Here is a 17688-nt window from a genome sequence, read left to right as displayed (position 1 = left end):
TGTATGGCCAAAACTGCTTAGAATTCGACGAAATCTGGAATATCCAGCGGCCTTCCCTCGGAATTGGCCAGCGCCACGTAGTCACGGGAGAGAACCTCACCGAACGTAAATACGTCCCGCACCACCATCTGCCTGCCGCGATCGGTGATGAACAGGGCGAACCCTCCGGTCAACTGCATTTTCAGGAAATCCGGCAAAGACGATGCTTTCCAAAGCATCGGTCGCTTCGGATCGACAAAGACGAATATGACCTTCTCCACCGGATCGCGGTGGAAATAGGCCCCGCAATCCAGCGGGTGGGGTATGCGATTGCGCTCCGGGGCGTCCTGGAGCCTGGCGGTCAGATAGGCGCATTCATAGGCCGCGCAGGCCCCCGGCCGCTCGGGCTTGCCGTAGATGGAGCAGCCACCGCCGGAGATGTGGGTGCAGGGCCTGTAGGCCGGCTTGTCCAGAGCCTCGATGCGCGGCAACCAGCAGCAATAGGTGCAGGTGCGGCAATGGGTGAACCGCTCCCCCGCTTCGCGCCGCCGCTTCGCCTGACCCATGACCCGTCCTGACCTAGGCGCCTTCCTTGCCGGCGTCCTTGAGGGTGCCCAGCAGCATGCGATGGATCGCCTCGTTGCCGGCGCAGACATCGCCATTGACCATCATGTTGTCATGACCGTCGCAATCGGTGACGAAACCTCCCGCCTCGCGCAGCACCACGATCCCGCCCGCCAGGTCCCAGGACGACAGGCCGCGCTCCCAGAAACCGTCGAACCGGCCGGCGGCGACATAGGCAAGGTCCAGCGAGCAGGCGCCGAAGCGGCGGATGCCGCCGAACCGGGCCTGGACGCGCTTCAGCTCGTTGCGGAACTCGACATGGTCGCCGCGCGCGATATGCGGCACGCCGCAGCCGACGACGCTCAGTTCGGGCTTGGTTCGGGCCGAAACCCTGAGGCGCCGGTCGTTGAGGTAGGCACCGATGCCGCGTTCCGCGACGAAGAGTTCGTCATTGGCGGGATTGTAGACGACCCCGGCAACCAGCACGCCGCTGCGCTCCAGCCCGATCGACACGGCAAAATGCGGGATGCCGTGCAGGAAGTTGGTGGTGCCGTCGAGCGGATCGACGATCCAGGTATGGGTCTCGTCGGGTCCCTCGATCTTGCCGCCCTCCTCGCCGACAAAGCTGTAGCCGGGGCGGGCCTTGAGCAATTCGGTCTTGAGGATCTTCTCGGCCTTGCGGTCCGCGGCCGAGACGAAGTCAGCCGGGCCCTTGATCGAGACCTGCAGGTTCTCGACCTCGCCGAAGTCGCGCTTCAGGCTGCGGCCGGCCTTGAGGGCGGCGCCGACCATGACGTTGAGAAGGGCGGAACGGAGCATGAGCGGCTTTCGGTCAGTTTGAGCCTGCCTCTTGCCCGCCGTGCCGCGGCGGGTCAAGTCGCAGGGCCTCAAGACGCGGACACGAGCCGGTCATTTCATCCAGGCCTGGGCACCCCGTTCGGCCTGGTCGCGCAGAACCGGGTCCATCCTCTGCACATAGTCGTGAAGCCAGTCGTCCTGGGCGCCGAGGAGCCGTGCCAGCGTATGCCACTGCGCCGCCATGCGCGGATCGGCGGTCACGCCGCGCCCGGCCGCCAGCAGCCGTGCATAGCGATTCATGGCCACCGGATTGCCGCGCAGGGCCGCCTTGCGGAACAGGGCCGCCGCGCGGGCCTCGTCCCTCGGAACGCCCTGACCGTTGAACAGCATGACGGCAAAGTCGATCTGCGCCTCGATCAGGTCCTGCGCCGCGGCCGCCTCCATCAGGCGTGCGGACCGGGCGATATCGGCGGCAACGCCCCTGCCTTCCTTGAACAGGACGGCCAGCGCATAGGTGGCATCGGCATTGCCCTCGTCGGTGGCGGCCTGGAACCAGCGCGCGGCCAGGACCGGATCCGCCTCGGTGTCGGAGGAGCCCGTCAGCGCGAGAAGGCCGAGATTGTAGGCCGCGGCAGCATGGCCGAGGGCAGCCGCCTTCTCGAAGAAGGGCCTTGCCAGCGCCGGATCCCGGGTCTGCCCGGCCCGGCCGTCGATATGCATCATGCCGAGCGCGAAAATGGCATTGCGGTCGCCGCGGTCGGCAGCGAGCCGATACCAGCCGAGCGCACGCTCCTCGTTGAGTGGCACCCCGAGACCGCCGGCGTGAAGTTCAGCCAGAAGGGTCATCGACACGGGGTCCGCCTCGGCCTCCACCCGCTCGGTGGCAAAGCGGAAGGCCGTGAGGTAGTGGCCGCGCTGGTAGGCACCGAAGGCCTGCTCGGGCGTTGCGACGCTGGCCTGGGGAGCTGCCGGCTGCGCCGCCGCAGGTGGCCGTGGCGCCGCCGCGCGCGCAGGGCCCTGGCCGGAGGCCTGGGCCGCCATCGGGCCGGTTGCCCCGGCAAGGATCGCAGCCGCCAACACCGCCCGCACGATCATGCAGCAGCTCCCTGCCCGATCGATGCCAGCGCGAGGCTGACGGCCGCTGCCGGCCCGTCGGCATGGTCCCAGACGGCATCGCCCAGGGCAATGAAATCGGCCTGCACCGCTGCCAGCGCCTTCACGCTGTCCAGGTCCGGCGCATAGCCGACCACCGGCACCTCGAACAGCTCCGCCCACCACGCGACACGGTCGACCACGGCGGCGAACGGCGGCAATGCTTCGCCCTCGGCCCGGCGCGTGACCGCCGGCTCGCCAAACATCACATAGTCGCAGCCGCATTCGCCGGAGGCCATCGCATCGTCGCGCGAGCGCAGGCCGGCCACGCCCACCATGCGGTCGGGCGACAGGCGCGAGACAGCCTCCTCGACCCCTGCCCGGTCGAAGGCCAGGTGGACGCCGTCGGCGCCGCCCCGCACGGCCACGTCGACGGAAGCGGCGACCATCAATGCGGCGCCTCGCGACTGGATCGCCGGGGCGATCTGCTTCAGCCGGTTGATCAGCGTGCGGTCGTCGGCCGGCTCGAACCGGAGGATGACCGCCGCCACGGGACCTGCGTCGAGGGCGGAAACGATCCGGTCCTCGAAGAGCGCGGGATCACCCAGAGGCGGCGTGACCAGCACGATCTGGGACGGCGCCGGCGGGACGGCAGCCGCCGCCCCTCCCGCGTGTCGGGAGGCAGCGGGCTGGCGGGGGGCGCCCCTGGCGGGCTTTCGTTTCGACGACATGGGCGCACCCTATGGCGGAAAGCGGCGAAAAAGGGGAGAGCTGTTTCGCCGCCATCGCCGGTCGGGACATCTTTCCGAAACAATGGCCGGCAAGCTTCGTCGCCGCACGGACTCGACCGGCCAACACGCCGGTGCAAAACTGCCCGTCCCGCCCTTGCCGCAACGTCAGGATACGTCATGGTTTCCCTTGCCTCTTCCCTGCGCCTATCGGCCGTCGTCTTTTTCTCCGTCTCGACGGCGGCATGGGCCGGCCCTGCCGACGACCTCAGCCGCGCAGCCACAGCAGCCTTCCCGGGAATGCAGGTTACCGGCGGCAGCATCGGCGAAGCACGCGATGAGGGTGGCAATGCCGTCCTGCAGAACATCACGCTGTCATCGACGGGTGCGGAGCCCATCGGGCTGAAAGTCGGCCGGGTGACCGTTTCCGGCGGCATCGGGAGCGACGGCTCGCTGTCGAACGCGCGCGTGCTGGTGGAGAATGCCGAGGGCGCCGGTTCCGACGGCAACGTCTTCCGTTTCGACAGGGCCGAGTTCACCGGCGTCGAGGGTTCGCTGGCGGCCATCCTCGCCAATCTCGCCGCGCAGCCGCCGCTGATCCAGAGCGCGACCCTGCCGGCATCGACCGGCTATTCCGCGCAGCGGATCAGCGCCACGGGCCTGTCGGTGACCCAGACCAACCAGGGCTTGCGACAGAGCCTGCGATACGGGGCCGTGACGCTGACAGACTATCAGCGCGGGCGGATCGGCGAGATTACCATGGCGGGCCTGCAGATGAGCCCCGACGGCGGGTCGCCGGCACCAACCGGCACGGTCGGCGCGATCCGGGTGACGGGGTTCGATTCAACCCTTCCTCTTCAGCCGGGCTCGGCCTCGGGCGTCTGGGCGAACAACGTGACCATCGAGGGCATGCAGTTCACCGTGCCCGAACAGGGGAGCCAGCCCGTCACCATCGGCAGGATTACGATCGGCAGGATGGCCGTCCGCTCCGGCCAGCAGTCGATCATGGAACTGACCCGTGCCATGCAGGCCCTCGCGCCCAACCGCGGAGACGAGGCAACGCAGCGGCGCCAGGCCGGATTGCTCGCCGAGTTCTTCGACCGGATCGACATGGAGCGGATCGAGATTGCCAATCTGACCGGAACCAATCCCGGCGGCGGCGCCTTCTCCCTCGGACGCTTCGCCTTCGTGGGCATCTCACAGGGCAAGATCGGTTCGATCGAGTTCGATAGCCTTACCGCCGAGGCGGGTCTCGGGCAGCGGGTCCAGATCGGACGGCTCGCCGTCGAGGGCATCGACGCGTCCGGGCTGATGGTGTTCGCACGCGAGTTCGCGGCCGGCCGGCACGACCGGCGCGCGCCGCCTCCGCCCACGGTCTTCCCGGAGATCCGGCGGATCCTGACCGACGGGCTCGAGGTCAACGACCAGCGCGGCCGTCTGCTTCGCGTCGAGCGTTTCGAGATCGAGGCAGGTCCGCGCATCGGCCTCGTGCCGACGCGCATCCGCGCCCAGCTTACCGGCTTCGAGGCGCCGATCCGCGATGCCGCGCAGCGTGCCCAGGTCGCTCCGCTTGGCCTGACCGACAAGGTGAATCTCGCCGCGAACCTGGAGATCGAATATGTCGAGGCCGCTCGCGAGCTTCGGCTGCGCACCTTCAAGGTCGAGGTCGACGATGTCGGTGCGCTTGAGCTTGCCCTGTCCATTGGCGGGCTGGAGCGTGCCCAGATCGAGCAGTTGCCGACCAGTGCCGCCGTTCTCGGCCTGTCGGCCAAGGCCGGCCCGGTGACCCTGACCTATACGGAAGAGGGTGGCGTCGCGGCACTGATCACCCACACCGCCGAGCAGTCCGGGGTCAGCGAGGACGACTTCAAGGAGCAGCTCAAGCAGCAGCTGGGACCGATCATCGGCCAGTTCGTGCCGAACGCGCCGCTGGCGGCCCGCATTGCCGAGGCGCTTGGCGAGTTCCTCGACGATCCGAGCTCCCTGGTGATCTCGGCGACGCCGAAGGGCGACATGCCGCTCGCCGCCCTCGCCATGGCGGTGCGCAACTCGCCCTTGATGCTGCTCAACATGGTGGATGTGCGGATCGAGGCCAATCCCTGATCGCCATCGGCCGGTTCCGGCCATGAAGAAGGGCGCGTCCTTGCGGGCGCGCCCTTTTCGGTTCTGAAAGGCCCTGCGGCCGCGTGTCAGGCGATCTTCGGGTCGAGCTCGCCCTTGGCGTAGCGCTTGGCCATGTCGGCCAGCGTCACCACACGCTTGATCTTGGAAGCCTGGCCGGCCGTGTTGAACTCCTGCAGGCGCTGCTTGCAGAGCGCCTGCATCGCCTCCATGGCGGGCTTCAGATATTTGCGCGGGTCAAACTCGCCGGGGTTCTCCGACAAAATCTTGCGGATCTGGCCGGTCATGGCCATGCGGTTGTCGGTGTCGATGTTGATCTTGCGGACGCCGTGCTTGATGCCGCGCTGGATCTCTTCCACCGGCACGCCCCAGGTCGGCTTCATCTGCCCGCCGAACTTGTTGATGATGTCCTGGAGTTCCTGCGGCACCGACGACGAGCCGTGCATGACCAGATGCGTGTTCGGCAGCTTCTGGTGGATTTCCTCGATGACATTCATCGCCAGGACCTTGCCGTCCGGCTTGCGCGTGAACTTGTAGGCGCCGTGCGAGGTGCCCATGGCGATGGCGAGAGCATCGACCCTGGTCTCCCTGACGAATTTCACCGCCTCGTCGGGGTTCGTCAGCAGCTGGTCATGGCTGAGCTTGCCCTCGGCGCCGTGGCCGTCCTCGGCCTCGCCCATGCCGCTCTCAAGCGATCCGAGCACGCCGAGTTCGCCCTCCACCGAGATGCCGCCGAGATGGGCCATCTCGGTGACCTTCCGCGTCACGCCGACATTGTAGTCCCAGTCACCGGGGGTCTTGCCGTCCGCCTTCAGCGAGCCGTCCATCATGACCGACGTGAAGCCTGCCTGGATGGCGGTCATGCAGGTCGCCGGCTCGTTGCCATGGTCGAGATGCACGCAGACCGGGATGTGCGGATAGATCTCCGTGACCGCGTCCATCATGTGCTTGAGCATGATGTCGTTGGCATAGGAGCGCGCGCCGCGCGAGGCCTGGATGATGACAGGAGCATCCACGGCATCGGCCGCCGCCATGATCGCCAGCGCCTGTTCCATATTGTTGATGTTGAAGGCAGGCACGCCGTAGTCGTTTTCTGCGGCATGGTCGAGAAGCTGGCGGAGGGTGATGCGGGCCATGGGCGATTTCCATCCTGTCGTGGCATGGGCTGGCGCTCGTCTAGCGCATGCAGGGTCTCAAAAAAAGGCGGTCCTGATGGCGCAGGCCCGATGCGCCATGGGTGCGGGGCGGCACGCGCAGACTGAAGGCAGCGCTTCCCGCGCCCAACGGCCCGCAACCCGAAGCAATTCCGGAACGTCCACCGATGCGGCATGACGCCTGTCGAAGACCCTTCACATCCCGGAGAAACCCGCCATGCCGACCGCCGCCCTTCTGTCACGCCGGACCGCGTTCATCACGCTCTTCGCCCCGCTCGTGCTCGCGGGCTGCTCGCCGTCCGGCCCGCAGCAGATCGCCAGCACGAGTGTGAATGGCAGGACCATCAGGGTCTATGCGACCGGCAGTGCCGCGCGCTCTTCCAGCGTCGAGCAGATCAACGCCTTGACACGACTGACCGTTGGCAACCGGCGCGTGGAGATCAACCCCGACGGGCGGGTGTCCGTTGACGGCGTGGAGACCGCCCATGGTGCCTTTACCGAGCTCAGCGTGACCTTCGGTGACGGTGGCCGCGTCGACGTCAGGGTCGTCCGCTAGGGCCGATTCATACGCTCAGTAGGGCCTGGGGATCGGAACCGGGGCGACAAGCGGGGCAGAGGTGGCCAGCCGTTCGGCGAGGATCGCCTCGGCCTGGCGCAGCACCATCTGCTGCACCGCCGGATTGGTCGCAAGCATGGCATGCGGGACCATGAAGGCGCCCGCCTGCCACGCATCGATGTTCTCTGCGCCCACCACCTTGGGAAAGCCGGGGCTGTAGATGTTGATGCAGCGCGTCGCCGGGCAGGCGCCGGAGCCGAAGGCCGCGTCGATGGTGATGACGACCGGCGCAGGCTTGCCGGCCGCAATCTGCTCGCGCGCATAGCGCAGCGCCGTCGATCCGCCCATGGAATGGCCGATGATGACGTCCGCCTCGAGGCCAGCCGTGCGGCTCATCAGGTGATTGTCGACGACGGCCCGATAGCCGAGCTGGTCGAGAAGCGAGGCCAGCGCAGAAACCCCGACATAGTTCTGGTGGACATAGATGCCCAGGCCGTCGAGCAGGAGCGCGGTCGGACGCGGCGCGCCGCTCGCGGCGGCGGGTGAGAGCCCGGCGAGGGTGAGAATGCCGGCGGCGATGCTCCTCAAGGCGCCGGTCATGGATCTCCTGCAAGTGTGAGGTCCGGCTCCATCGCCCCCAAGCGGCAGGTGGCAACGTCGACCAAATCTTTAACCTCGCCGGGCAGCGCCTTGCCAGCCCCTTGATGCGTTGCCACACCATTTCGAGCAATCGTGAACGAAGCCGACCCAGCCGCTGAGAAATCGCCGTTTGCTGGAAACAGTACGGTCGGCGTACCGCCCATCCATTTCCCAAGCGTCAGATTGCATCTTTCTTTGATTTTTATAGCAATAGACTCTGCTTGACGTAGATGCAATTTTGACGAGAGCGTCCTTTCTGCAGGAGCCACCTGTGCGCACAAGCGTCGTTGCCGTCCTGTTGTGGGTCGCGCTGACAAGCGCAGCAGTGTCGCAACAAAGGCAGTCTTGTCCGCGCGACGCCCGTGAGGCAAGCCGCGATATGTGGCAAACAGGATCAATTCGGACTGGAATGACCGTCAGAGGCCGCCACCCATGCGGGCGCCAGATCGAGTGCCAAGGTGGAACGCGAAACTCTGAACGCAGCCGCGTGTGTCGATGGACCTAGTTGTCAATTCTGCTTGAATTTGTGCTTACGATACAAAATAAAAACTCGGCAGATCCATGATTTGCTGAATAACCGGGACTGCGGACAGCAATTGGCCATGTGGCGCGAACGTTAGCTGCTGCGTGTTTTCAGCACGTCCACTCCCGGCAGCGGCTTGCCTTCCAGCCATTCCAGAAAGGCACCGCCGGCGGTCGAGACATAGGTGAAGTCGTCCGCGACCTTGGCCGCGTTGAGCGCCGCCACTGTATCGCCGCCACCGGCGACAGAGAGCAGCTTGCCCTCCCGGGTGCGCCGGGCGGCATGGCGGGCGGCCTCCACCGTGCCCTTGTCAAAGGGATTGAGTTCGAAGGCGCCCAGGGGGCCGTTCCAGACCAGCGTCGCCGCATCGTCGATCGCCGCATGGATGCGCGCGATCGACTGCGGGCCGACATCGAGGATCATGGCGTCGGACGGGATGGCATCCAGCCCATAGGCGAAGGAGGGCGCGTTGTTCTCGAAGTGAAAGGCAACCGTTGCATCAACCGGCAGGATGATGGCGCATTTCGCCTCTTCCGCCTTCGCCATGATGCGGCGGGCGGTATCGGCGAGGTCCTTTTCGGCCAGCGACTTGCCGATCCGGATTCCCTGAGCATGCAGGAAGGTGTTGGCCATGCCGCCGCCGATGACGAGGGCATCGACACGCGTCACGAGGTTTTCCAGCAGGTCGATCTTGGTCGAGACCTTGGCGCCGCCAACGACGGCGACGACCGGCCGCTTCGGCTGGTCCAGCGCCTTCGTCAGCGCCTCGAGCTCGGCCTGCATGGTGCGGCCGGCATAGGCCGGCAGGACATGGCCGAGCCCTTCCGTCGAGGCATGGGCGCGATGGGAGGCCGAGAAGGCATCCGCCACCCACAGGTCGCCATTCTCCGCCAGCGCCTTGACGAAGTCCGGGTCGTTCTTCTCCTCGCCCTTGTGGAAGCGCGTGTTTTCCAGGACCAGGATTTCGCCGGGCTTGATGGCATCCACCGCGCGCCTCGCCGCCTCGCCGATGCAGTCCTCGGCGAAGGCGACCGGGCGCTTCAGCACGTGGGCGAGCGAGGGCACGACGGCCTTCAGCGACTGGGAGGGATCCACGCCCTTCGGCCGACCAAAATGGGCGAGGATGATGACCTTGCCGCCGCGGTCGGCAATGTCGATGAGCGTCGGCACGATGCGCTCCAGGCGGGTCACGTCGGTGACCCGGCCGTTCTCCATGGGCACGTTCAGGTCCACGCGCACGAGCACGCGCTTGTCCTTCACGTCGGCGTCGTCGAGGGTGCGGAAAGTGGTCATGGGCATCATCCGAAAGAACAGGGCCGCCCGCGATGCGGACGGCCCGGAAGGCTTTGGGTCAGACCAGCTTCGCCATGGCGACAGCCGTGTCGCTCATGCGGTTGGAGAAGCCCCATTCGTTGTCGTACCAGGACAGGACGCGCACGAACTTCTCGTCCATGACCTTGGTCTGGTCGAGGGCGAAGATCGACGAATGCGGGTCATGGTTCATGTCGATCGAGACGTTCGGCTGGTCGGTATAGCCGAGGATGCCCTTCAGCGGCCCGCGCTTCGCCGCCTTCAGGATGGCCTCGTTGACCTTCTCGACCGAGGTCTTGCGCTTGGCGAGGAACTTGAAGTCCACCACCGAGACGTTCGGGGTCGGCACGCGGATCGAGGTGCCGTCGAGGCGGCCCTTCAGCTCCGGAATGACCAGGCCGATGGCCTTGGCGGCGCCGGTGGAGGTCGGGATCATCGACAGCGCCGCGGCGCGGGCGCGGTAGAGGTCCTTGTGCATCGTGTCGAGCGTCGGCTGGTCGCCGGTATAGGCGTGGATCGTCGTCATGAAGCCCTTGTCGATGCCGCAGGCCTTGTGCAGCACGGCGACGACGGGAGCGAGGCAATTGGTGGTGCAGGAGGCATTCGAGACGACCAGGTGGTCCTTGGTCAGCGCACCGTCATTGACGCCATAGACGACCGTGAGATCGGCGCCGTCGCAGGGGGCGGAGACGAGCACCCGCTTCGCGCCGGCCTTCAGGTGGGCGGCGGCCTTGTCGCGGGTGGTGAAGATGCCGGTGCATTCCATGGCGATGTCGACGGCGAGCGCCTTGTGCGGCAGCTCGGCCGGATCCTTGATCGCCGTGACCCTGATGCGCTTGCCGGCCACCACGATGTGGTCGCCATCCACCTCGACGGTCGCCGGGAAGCGGCCATGGACCGAGTCGAAGCGCAGCAGGTGCGCATTGGTCTCCACCGGGCCGAGGTCGTTGATGCCGACCACCTCGATGTCCTTGCGCTTGCCCTCGACGATGGCGCGCAGGATGTTGCGGCCGATGCGGCCGAAACCGTTGATGAAGACGCGGGTGGTCATGGAAATCCTCTCCTTCATGCGGTCCGCCTGATGCCGCGCGGACCCTTCCGGCTGGCGGGCGCCGTCCGTGGCGCCCGAATGCGTCAATCCGAGGGCGGGCTCAGCCGAGCCGCTTCAGAACGGCCTCGGCGGTGGCTTCCGCCGTGATGCCGAAGTGCCTGTAGAGGTCCTTGTAGGGCGCGGAGGCGCCGAAGCCGGTCATGCCGACGAACAGGCCGTCGGAACCGATCACGGCATCCCAGCCCATGCGCACGCCGGCCTCGATGGCGACCTTGACCGGCGCCGAGCCGATCACGGCATCGCGGAGATCGGCCGGCTGCTCCAGGAACAGGTCGAGGGATGGAACCGAGACCACGCGGGCGGCGACCCCCTTGTCGGCCAGCAGCTTGCGGGCCCCGGCGGCGATCTCGACCTCCGAGCCGGAGGCGAACAGCGTCACCTGCGCCCGGCCCTCCGCCTTCAGCAGTTCGTAGGCGCCGGCCGCCGAGCGAATGGCCTTCGCCTCGGTGCGCAACTGCGGCAGGTTCTGGCGGGTGAGCGCCAGGACGGTCGGGCCGTCGATGCGGTTGAGCGCCAGTTCCCAGCACTCGGCGACTTCCACGGCGTCGCAGGGGCGGAACACCCGCATGTTCGGCATGGCGCGCAGCGAGGCGACATGCTCGACCGGCTGGTGGGTCGGACCGTCCTCGCCGAGGCCGATGGAATCGTGGGTCATGACATAGACGACCGGCGTGCCCATCAGCGCCGAAAGGCGCATGGCCGGCCGGCAATAGTCCGTGAAGACGAGGAAGGTCGCGCCATTCGGGGCAAAGCCGCCATGCAGCGCGATGCCGTTCATGGCCGCGGCCATGCCGTGCTCGCGGATACCGTAATGGATGTAACGGCCCTTGGGATTCTTCGCCGAGAAGGCGACCGCCGACTTGGCCTTGGTGTTGTTGGAGCCGGTGAGGTCGGCCGAGCCGGCGAGGAACTCGGGCATGGCCGGCACGATGGCCTCGATGGCCAGTTCCGACGACTTGCGGGTCGCGATGTTCTGCGGGCTGGCGATCAGCGCCTTACGGTGGGCGGCAAGCGCCTTCGCCAGCTTTGCCGGCCGCTCGTGGGCGAGGCGGCGGTTGAACTCGGCCTGCTTCTTCGGCGGCAGGGTGCCGAAGAGCGATTCCCAGGTCTTGCGGGCAGCCGCGCCGCGCGCGCCGATCTTGCGCCATGCGTCGAGCACGTCGGGAGAAACGGCGAAGGGCTCGGGTGCGATGCCGAGCTTTTCCTTGGCGGCCTTCAGCTCGTCCGCCCCCAGAGGCTCCCCGTGCGCCTTGGAGGTGCCGGCCTTCTTCGGCGCGCCATAGCCGATGATGGTCTTGCAGGCGATCAGGGAGGGCTTGCCGGACTTCTGCGCCCGCGCGATGGCGGCGGCGATGGCCTCCGGGTCATGGCCATCGACGCGCTCGGCGCGCCAGCCGGCGGCCTGGAAGCGCTTCACCTGGTCGACCGAGTCGGCGAGCGACAGCGGACCGTCGATGGAGATGTCATTGTCGTCGAACAGCACGATCAGCTTGTTCAGCTTCCAGTGCCCGGCCATCGCGATGGCCTCCTGGCTCACCCCCTCCATCAGGTCGCCGTCGGAGGCGATGACGTAGGTGTAGTGGTCGACGGCCTTCTTGCCGAACTCGGCCGCGAGCATCTTCTCCGCGAGAGCCATGCCGACGGCGGTCGCGATGCCCTGACCCAGCGGACCTGTCGTCGTCTCGACGCCCCTGGTGATGAAGTTCTCCGGGTGGCCGGGCGTCTTCGATCCGAGCTGGCGGAAGTTCTTCAACTCGTCGAGGGTCATGTCCGGCGCACCGGTGAGATAGAGCAGCGCATAGACGAGCATGGAGCCGTGGCCGGCGGAGAGTACGAAACGGTCGCGGTCGGGCCAGGTCGGGTTGGCTGCATCGAACTTCATGAAGCGCGAGAACAGAACGGTGGCGATGTCGGCAGTGCCCATGGGCATGCCGGGATGGCCGGACTTCGCCTTCTCGACCGCGTCCATGGCCAGCGAGCGGATGGCATTGGCCAGCTTGTCGTGCTCGGCGCGCGGCGGGACTTGCGTGGACATCGGGTCTTGCTCCCTGGCAGCACCACTTCCGACGAGGGAACGGCGCGCGACCGGTCAAATCGGCCCGGAAACCGGATATCCGGGGCCTTCGGGCCGGTGTCGTATCAGCGACGGCCCTTGAGTCAATGGCCCGAACCGCAGAACCGCCCCTCTGGCGGATGCCGGGCACGCCGGAGCCCCGCGAACCCGCACGGTTCGGCCGTTGACGCTGTTCAACCCCCTCGCGTAGGGTCCGGACGCGTTATCGGGCCACGGCAGCCGGGCGCCACCTTCGAGTCACGTTCAGGACCACGCTTGGCAGTTTCAGCCGAACCCTCCCGTCTCGACCGATCCGCAGAACGGCTCTCGGCTGCGCTGGCGCGGCTGGACGCGGCCGTCGCGCGCAAGCAGGAGGCAGAGCGCGCCCAGGGCGCCGCCGCACGGCAGATCGAGGCCTTTCAGGCCGACCGGGCGCGCCTGGCCGATGAACTCGACCGCTCTGCCGAGCGGATCGCGACGCTGGAGGCCGCCAATCGCGACGTGGCGCGCCGCCTCGACATGACCATGGAAGCCATCCGCAGCGTTCTCAAGAGCTACGGGGCCTGACCGCCATGGCGCATGTGTCCGTCACGATCAACGGACGCCAGTTCCGGATGGCGTGCGACGACGGCCAGGAGGGCCATCTCCTCAAGCTGGCCGATGACATCAACGCCAGGATCGACCAGCTCAAGGGGTCGTTCGGCGAGATCGGCGACACACGGCTGACCGTCATGGCCGCGATCATGGTGGCGGACGAACTCGTCGATGTCGGCCGGCGGCTGAAGACGGCAGAACAGGAACTGGCGAGCCTGCGCGAGCAGCGCGCCCTGACGATCGAGCGGATGGAGCGCGAGAACGACAGGCTCGCGACGATGGTCGATCAGGCGGCGGAAACCGTCGAACGGCTGACCGATCGCCTGACCGCCCGGTTGCAGCCCGAGCCCTGATACCCGCCAAGAATGCGGCGCGACTCGGTTGCGCACCAGCCCAGCGATGTCTAAACCCGTGACAAGGAGGCCCGCCTGCACCGTGCCCACATGACCCGCGAGCCCGACAAGCAATCGATGCCGGATCCCGACGCGGACGATGCGATCGCCGACGGGCTTGAACTCGTCCCGCCTCCGCCCGATCAGCCACGCGAGGAATGGGGCGTTATCATCGCCCATCCCGAGCCTGGCAAGGGCGGCGAGCCGAAGATCGAGGCGCGCGTGGTGATGTTCCGCGACAAGAGCCGGTTCTTCGTCTCCTATCCGACGGGCAAGGAAGAGATCCTGTCGCCCCAGCAATTCGTGGCGCTGATCATGGAACTCAAGCGCACCCGTCGCTACACCTTCGAGCGCAAGCGGCCCTAATCGCCGCGTCCGGTGCCCTGAGGCGCCATGCCGGCTTGTGGTCGCTGACCGTTTCCTGTAATTGCGCCCGATCGTCCGAGGTTCGGTCCTTCCGTTTCATCGGCACGGCGAGGAGGCAGACTGCCTCCCGGAGCGGTTCCGCCTCTCCGCCTTCGCGTCTCCGCCGCGGCCCCCGACGGGCTGCCGCCTCCAGACGGGGTGCCGTGCCAGAGCCGGTTCCGACCCGCCGGACATGATACCAGCCGCCAATTGCCCGGGGTGCGCGCGTGAGCCGTTTCGGCCACGTCCGGACGCGATTTCAGCCCCTCGTCCGGTCCAGGCAATCAGGCGGTCCGATCCACTTCGCGCAGCAACGGGCTCTCAGGGACACGTCCATATGGCAACCACCGACAGCATGAATCCGACCCGCGACGATTTCGCCGCGCTCCTCGCCGAGAGTTTCGGCAAGACCGAGATGAACGAAGGTTCCGTCGTGAAGGGAACCGTCGTCGGCATCGAGAAGGACCTGGCGATCATCGACGTCGGTCTGAAGACCGAGGGCCGCGTCGCCCTGAAGGAGTTCACCGGCCCCGGCCGCGAGGGTGACATCAAGATCGGCGACGTCGTCGAGGTCTATCTCGAGCGCGTCGAGAACGCCCTGGGCGAGGCGGTCATCTCGCGCGACAAGGCGCGCCGCGAGGAGAGCTGGGTCAAGCTCGAGAAGGCCTTCATCGCCAACGAGAAGGTCTCCGGCACGATCTTCAACACCGTCAAGGGCGGCTATACCGTCGATCTCGACGGTGCCGTGGCCTTCCTGCCGCGCAGCCAGGTGGACATCCGCCCGATCCGCGACGTCGGCCCGCTGATGAACTCGCCGCAGCCGTTCCAGATCCTCAAGATGGACCGCCGCCGCGGCAACATCGTCGTCTCGCGGCGCACGGTGCTCGAAGAGACCCGCGCCGAGCAGCGTCACGAGCTGGTGCAGAACCTCGAAGAGGGCCAGGTCATCGACGGCGTGGTGAAGAACATCACCGATTACGGCGCCTTCGTGGACCTCGGCGGCATCGACGGCCTGCTGCATGTCACCGACATCGCCTGGCGCCGCGTCAACCACCCCTCCGAGGTGCTGGCCATCGGCCAGACCGTGAAGGTCAAGATCGTCAAGATCAACCACGAGACCCACCGCATCTCGCTCGGCATGAAGCAGCTGCTGGACGATCCGTGGCAGGGCATCGAGGCCAAGTACCCGATCGGCGCCAAGTTCAAGGGCCGTGTCACCAACATCACCGACTACGGCGCCTTCGTGGAGCTGGAGCCGGGCATCGAGGGCCTGATCCACGTCTCGGAAATGTCGTGGACCAAGAAGAACGTCCATCCGGGCAAGATCGTCTCCACCTCCCAGGAGGTCGAGGTCGCCGTGCTCGAGGTCGATTCGTCCAAGCGCCGCATCTCGCTGGGCCTCAAGCAGACCCTGCAGAACCCATGGGAGGCCTTCATCGAGCGCCACCCGATCGGCACGGTGGTCGAGGGCGAGGTCAAGAACAAGACCGAGTTCGGTCTGTTCCTGGGCCTCGAGGGCGATGTCGATGGGATGGTCCACCTGTCCGACCTCGACTGGAACCGTCCGGGCGAGCAGGTCATCGAGGAGTTCAAGAAGGGCGACGTCATCCGCGCCCAGGTCCTCGACGTGGACGTGGAGAAGGAGCGTATCTCGCTCGGCATGAAGCAGGTGGGCGGCGATCCGTTCGCCGATGCCGGTGAACTGCGCAAGGGCCAGATCGTCACCTGCGAGGTGACGGACGTGAAGGAAGGCGGCCTCGACGTGAAGCTGGTCGGAACCGACCTCTCGACCTTCGTGAAGCGTTCGGAGCTCGCCCGCGACCGTGCCGACCAGCGCCCCGAGCGCTTCGCCGCCGGCGAGAAGGTCGATGCCCGCGTCACCATGTTCGACCGCAAGGCGCGCAAGGTGCAGGTGTCGATCAAGGCGCTGGAAGTGGCCGAGGAGAAGGAGGCCATGGCGCAGTTCGGCTCGGCCGATTCCGGTGCCTCGCTCGGCGACATCCTGGGCGCCGCGCTCAAGGCCCGCACCGAGAAGAAGTGAGGCGCTCCGGCTTCACAGCCGGTCCCTCCCGACCAGACGCGAACGGCCGCCCCACGGGGCGGCCGTTCTGCTTTCAGACGCGCGGCGGGAGCCGTCAGAGGCTCGCCATCGCCCGCGTCACGCGCGCGGAATAGGCGGTGCGAGTGCAGGAGGCGGCCAGCCCGCGGTTGTGCAGGGCCGCCGCCCCGGCATGGGTGCCGCAGCGCCGGTAGGCGGCGGCAAGGTGCCGCATGCCCCATTCCAGGCCCGCCTCGCAGGAATTGAGCCCCGCGGCCGGGCCGCGATAGCCCAGGCCTCGGGCGGTGGCGGGCTTGATCTGCAGCGGCCCGAGTTCGCCCGCGCGCCCGCGCGCGTTACACCGCAGGCCGCTCTCCACCCGCGCCACCGCAACGGCAAGGCTTGCCGGAACACCATGGCGGGCCGCGACATCGGCGACACGCCGGGCAATGCCATTGGCAGGAACGGGGGCCGCGGCGCGCGGGTTGCGGGCCGGCCGGGCGACTGGGCTTGCCGGGGCGTCGGTCACTGCCGCCGCCTGGATCCTGGCCCAGGACAGATTGGCCGGATCGGCCGTGGAGGCCTCGAGGCGCGTCCCTCCCGCGGCGAGGACGATGGCAATGGCCGGCATGAGCCGAAACAGGAAACGGACGCGGACCGCGTTGAATTCATTCATTCTGATGATTTCCAGATTGAGAGGAGAAGGTTCAGGCAAACGCCCGAAAAGCGACCAGATCAGGCGCTGATGCGCCTCGGTGAATGACGTCGATCGCTGTGATCCACTGACGCCAATGTCGCGGCGGCGCTTATATCGACGAAAATTGTGCACCGCAATAACTTACCGTTACAATCACTAACCTGCCACTTGAGGGCCGCATCTGTGGCAGAATCTGGAACAGCTGGACGCCTGATCTGACGGGTTGCCTTGGCCGGCCGGTGCCGCTAGGCACGAGGTCAGCGCGAGGAGCAGGTGATGGCCAGACTGAAGGTGATGATCGTGCCGGTGACGCCGTTCGAGCAGAACTGCTCGATCGTCTGGGACACCGACACCATGAAGGGCGCCGTGGTCGATCCGGGCGGCGATGTGCCCCGCATCCAGGGCGCGCTCGCCGAGTTGAAGGTCGTGCCCGAGAAAATCCTGATCACCCACGGGCATATCGACCATGTGGGCGGGGCGGCCGAACTGGCGGAACTGCTCGGCGTGCCGATCGAGGGGCCGCATGAGGCCGATGTGCCGCTGCTCGCCAACCTCCCGAGCCAGGGTGCTCGGTTCGGCCTTGCCGGCGTCAGGGCCATGACGCCGGACCGCTGGCTGGTCGAGGGCGACACGGTGACCGTCGGCGGACTGACCTTCGACGTGCTGCATGTCCCGGGTCACGCGCCGGGTCACGTCGTCTTCGTGCATCACCCGTCGGAATTCGCGCTCGTCGGCGACACCGTGTTCCAGGGCTCTGTCGGACGTACGGACCTGCCCGGCGGCGACCACGACCTGCTCATCAAGGGCATCAAGGAGAAGATCCTGCCGCTCGGCGATGCGTTCACCGTTCTGCCAGGCCACGGGCCGGCCACAACGATCGAGCGCGAGCGGCTGAGCAATCCGTTCCTGCGCTGAAAACGCAACGCTACGCTG

Annotated in this window: 17 protein-coding genes; 7 read left to right on the top strand and 10 right to left on the bottom strand. The window is 67.0% G+C overall.

The features are described from left to right. Positions 1-17: 17 nt before the first annotated feature. The 4 genes from ACTIFS_RS08600 to ACTIFS_RS08585 all read right to left on the bottom strand — a co-directional run bounded on the left by ACTIFS_RS08600 (position 18) and on the right by ACTIFS_RS08585 (position 3164). On the bottom strand, positions 18-545 hold the full coding sequence (locus tag ACTIFS_RS08600; RefSeq protein WP_439573666.1) for a hypothetical protein: 528 nt from the start codon (positions 543-545) through the stop codon (positions 18-20). A 13-nt stretch (positions 546-558) separates the two neighbouring features. Continuing rightward, positions 559-1362, bottom strand: a complete 804-nt coding sequence (locus ACTIFS_RS08595; RefSeq protein ID WP_439573665.1) for an inositol monophosphatase family protein — start codon at positions 1360-1362, stop codon at positions 559-561. A 90-nt stretch (positions 1363-1452) separates the two neighbouring features. Next, entirely contained in the window at positions 1453-2436 is a 984-nt protein-coding gene (locus ACTIFS_RS08590; RefSeq protein WP_439573664.1) for a tetratricopeptide repeat protein, read from the bottom strand. Next, positions 2433-3164, bottom strand: coding sequence for a thiamine phosphate synthase (locus tag ACTIFS_RS08585; RefSeq protein WP_439573663.1), 732 nt, complete (start codon positions 3162-3164; stop codon positions 2433-2435). Before ACTIFS_RS08585 ends, ACTIFS_RS08590 begins: the two co-directional genes overlap by 4 nt. A 177-nt stretch (positions 3165-3341) precedes the next feature. On the opposite strand from ACTIFS_RS08585, the gene ACTIFS_RS08580 reads away from it, so the two are divergent. Further along, entirely contained in the window at positions 3342-5264 is a 1923-nt protein-coding gene (locus ACTIFS_RS08580) for a hypothetical protein (RefSeq protein ID WP_439573662.1), read from the top strand. Between the two features lie 86 nt (positions 5265-5350). On the opposite strand, the gene fba is transcribed toward ACTIFS_RS08580, so the two are convergent. Next, positions 5351-6418 (bottom strand): class II fructose-bisphosphate aldolase, encoded by a 1068-nt coding sequence (gene fba, locus ACTIFS_RS08575; protein ID WP_439573661.1) that lies wholly within the window; start codon positions 6416-6418, stop codon positions 5351-5353. A gap of 235 nt (positions 6419-6653) precedes the next feature. On the opposite strand from fba, the gene ACTIFS_RS08570 reads away from it, so the two are divergent. Then, the gene (locus ACTIFS_RS08570) at positions 6654-6992 is read left to right on the top strand and encodes a hypothetical protein (protein ID WP_439573660.1); all 339 of its coding nucleotides are present in this window, start codon (positions 6654-6656) and stop codon (positions 6990-6992) included. 15 nt (positions 6993-7007) lie between these two features. Here ACTIFS_RS08570 and ACTIFS_RS08565 read toward each other — a convergent pair whose 3' ends face one another. The 4 genes from ACTIFS_RS08565 to tkt all read right to left on the bottom strand — a co-directional run bounded on the left by ACTIFS_RS08565 (position 7008) and on the right by tkt (position 12611). Further along, complete coding sequence (locus ACTIFS_RS08565; RefSeq protein WP_439573659.1) at positions 7008-7592, bottom strand: alpha/beta fold hydrolase; 585 nt, start codon at positions 7590-7592, stop codon at positions 7008-7010. 655 nt (positions 7593-8247) lie between these two features. Beyond that, positions 8248-9447: a phosphoglycerate kinase gene (locus ACTIFS_RS08560; protein ID WP_439573658.1), complete on the bottom strand. Its 1200-nt coding sequence runs from the start codon at positions 9445-9447 to the stop codon at positions 8248-8250. Positions 9448-9505: 58 nt separating this feature from the next. Continuing rightward, positions 9506-10516 (bottom strand): type I glyceraldehyde-3-phosphate dehydrogenase, encoded by a 1011-nt coding sequence (gene gap / locus ACTIFS_RS08555; RefSeq protein ID WP_439573657.1) that lies wholly within the window; start codon positions 10514-10516, stop codon positions 9506-9508. Positions 10517-10616: 100 nt separating this feature from the next. After that, positions 10617-12611 carry a transketolase gene (gene tkt / locus ACTIFS_RS08550; protein WP_439573656.1) on the bottom strand — a complete coding sequence of 665 codons (1995 nt, stop codon included), beginning with the start codon at positions 12609-12611 and terminating at the stop codon, positions 10617-10619. Positions 12612-12905: 294 nt separating this feature from the next. Here tkt and ACTIFS_RS08545 point away from each other — a divergent pair, with 294 nt between their 5' ends. The 4 genes from ACTIFS_RS08545 to rpsA all read left to right on the top strand — a co-directional run bounded on the left by ACTIFS_RS08545 (position 12906) and on the right by rpsA (position 16061). After that, a complete protein-coding gene (locus ACTIFS_RS08545; protein ID WP_439573655.1) occupies positions 12906-13196 on the top strand; it encodes a DUF4164 family protein in 291 nt (96 codons plus the stop codon). 5 nt (positions 13197-13201) lie between these two features. After that, positions 13202-13576, top strand: a complete 375-nt coding sequence (locus ACTIFS_RS08540; protein ID WP_439573654.1) for a cell division protein ZapA — start codon at positions 13202-13204, stop codon at positions 13574-13576. Between the two features lie 117 nt (positions 13577-13693). After that, the gene (locus ACTIFS_RS08535) at positions 13694-13981 is read left to right on the top strand and encodes a hypothetical protein (RefSeq protein ID WP_439573653.1); all 288 of its coding nucleotides are present in this window, start codon (positions 13694-13696) and stop codon (positions 13979-13981) included. Positions 13982-14357: 376 nt separating this feature from the next. Beyond that, positions 14358-16061: a 30S ribosomal protein S1 gene (rpsA, locus tag ACTIFS_RS08530; RefSeq protein WP_439573652.1), complete on the top strand. Its 1704-nt coding sequence runs from the start codon at positions 14358-14360 to the stop codon at positions 16059-16061. A gap of 94 nt (positions 16062-16155) precedes the next feature. Here the strand turns inward: rpsA and ACTIFS_RS08525 are convergent, their stop codons facing one another. Beyond that, a complete protein-coding gene (locus ACTIFS_RS08525) occupies positions 16156-16734 on the bottom strand; it encodes a transglycosylase SLT domain-containing protein (protein ID WP_439573651.1) in 579 nt (192 codons plus the stop codon). 297 nt (positions 16735-17031) lie between these two features. On the opposite strand from ACTIFS_RS08525, the gene ACTIFS_RS08520 reads away from it, so the two are divergent. Then, complete coding sequence (locus ACTIFS_RS08520) at positions 17032-17670, top strand: MBL fold metallo-hydrolase (protein ID WP_439573650.1); 639 nt, start codon at positions 17032-17034, stop codon at positions 17668-17670. Positions 17671-17688: the final 18 nt, after the last annotated feature.

Source organism: Phreatobacter sp., from assembly GCF_051860605.1.
In the GTDB taxonomy this organism is placed as follows: Bacteria; Pseudomonadota; Alphaproteobacteria; order Rhizobiales; family Phreatobacteraceae; genus Phreatobacter.
This window is presented reverse-complemented; position numbering and strand designations above follow the sequence as displayed.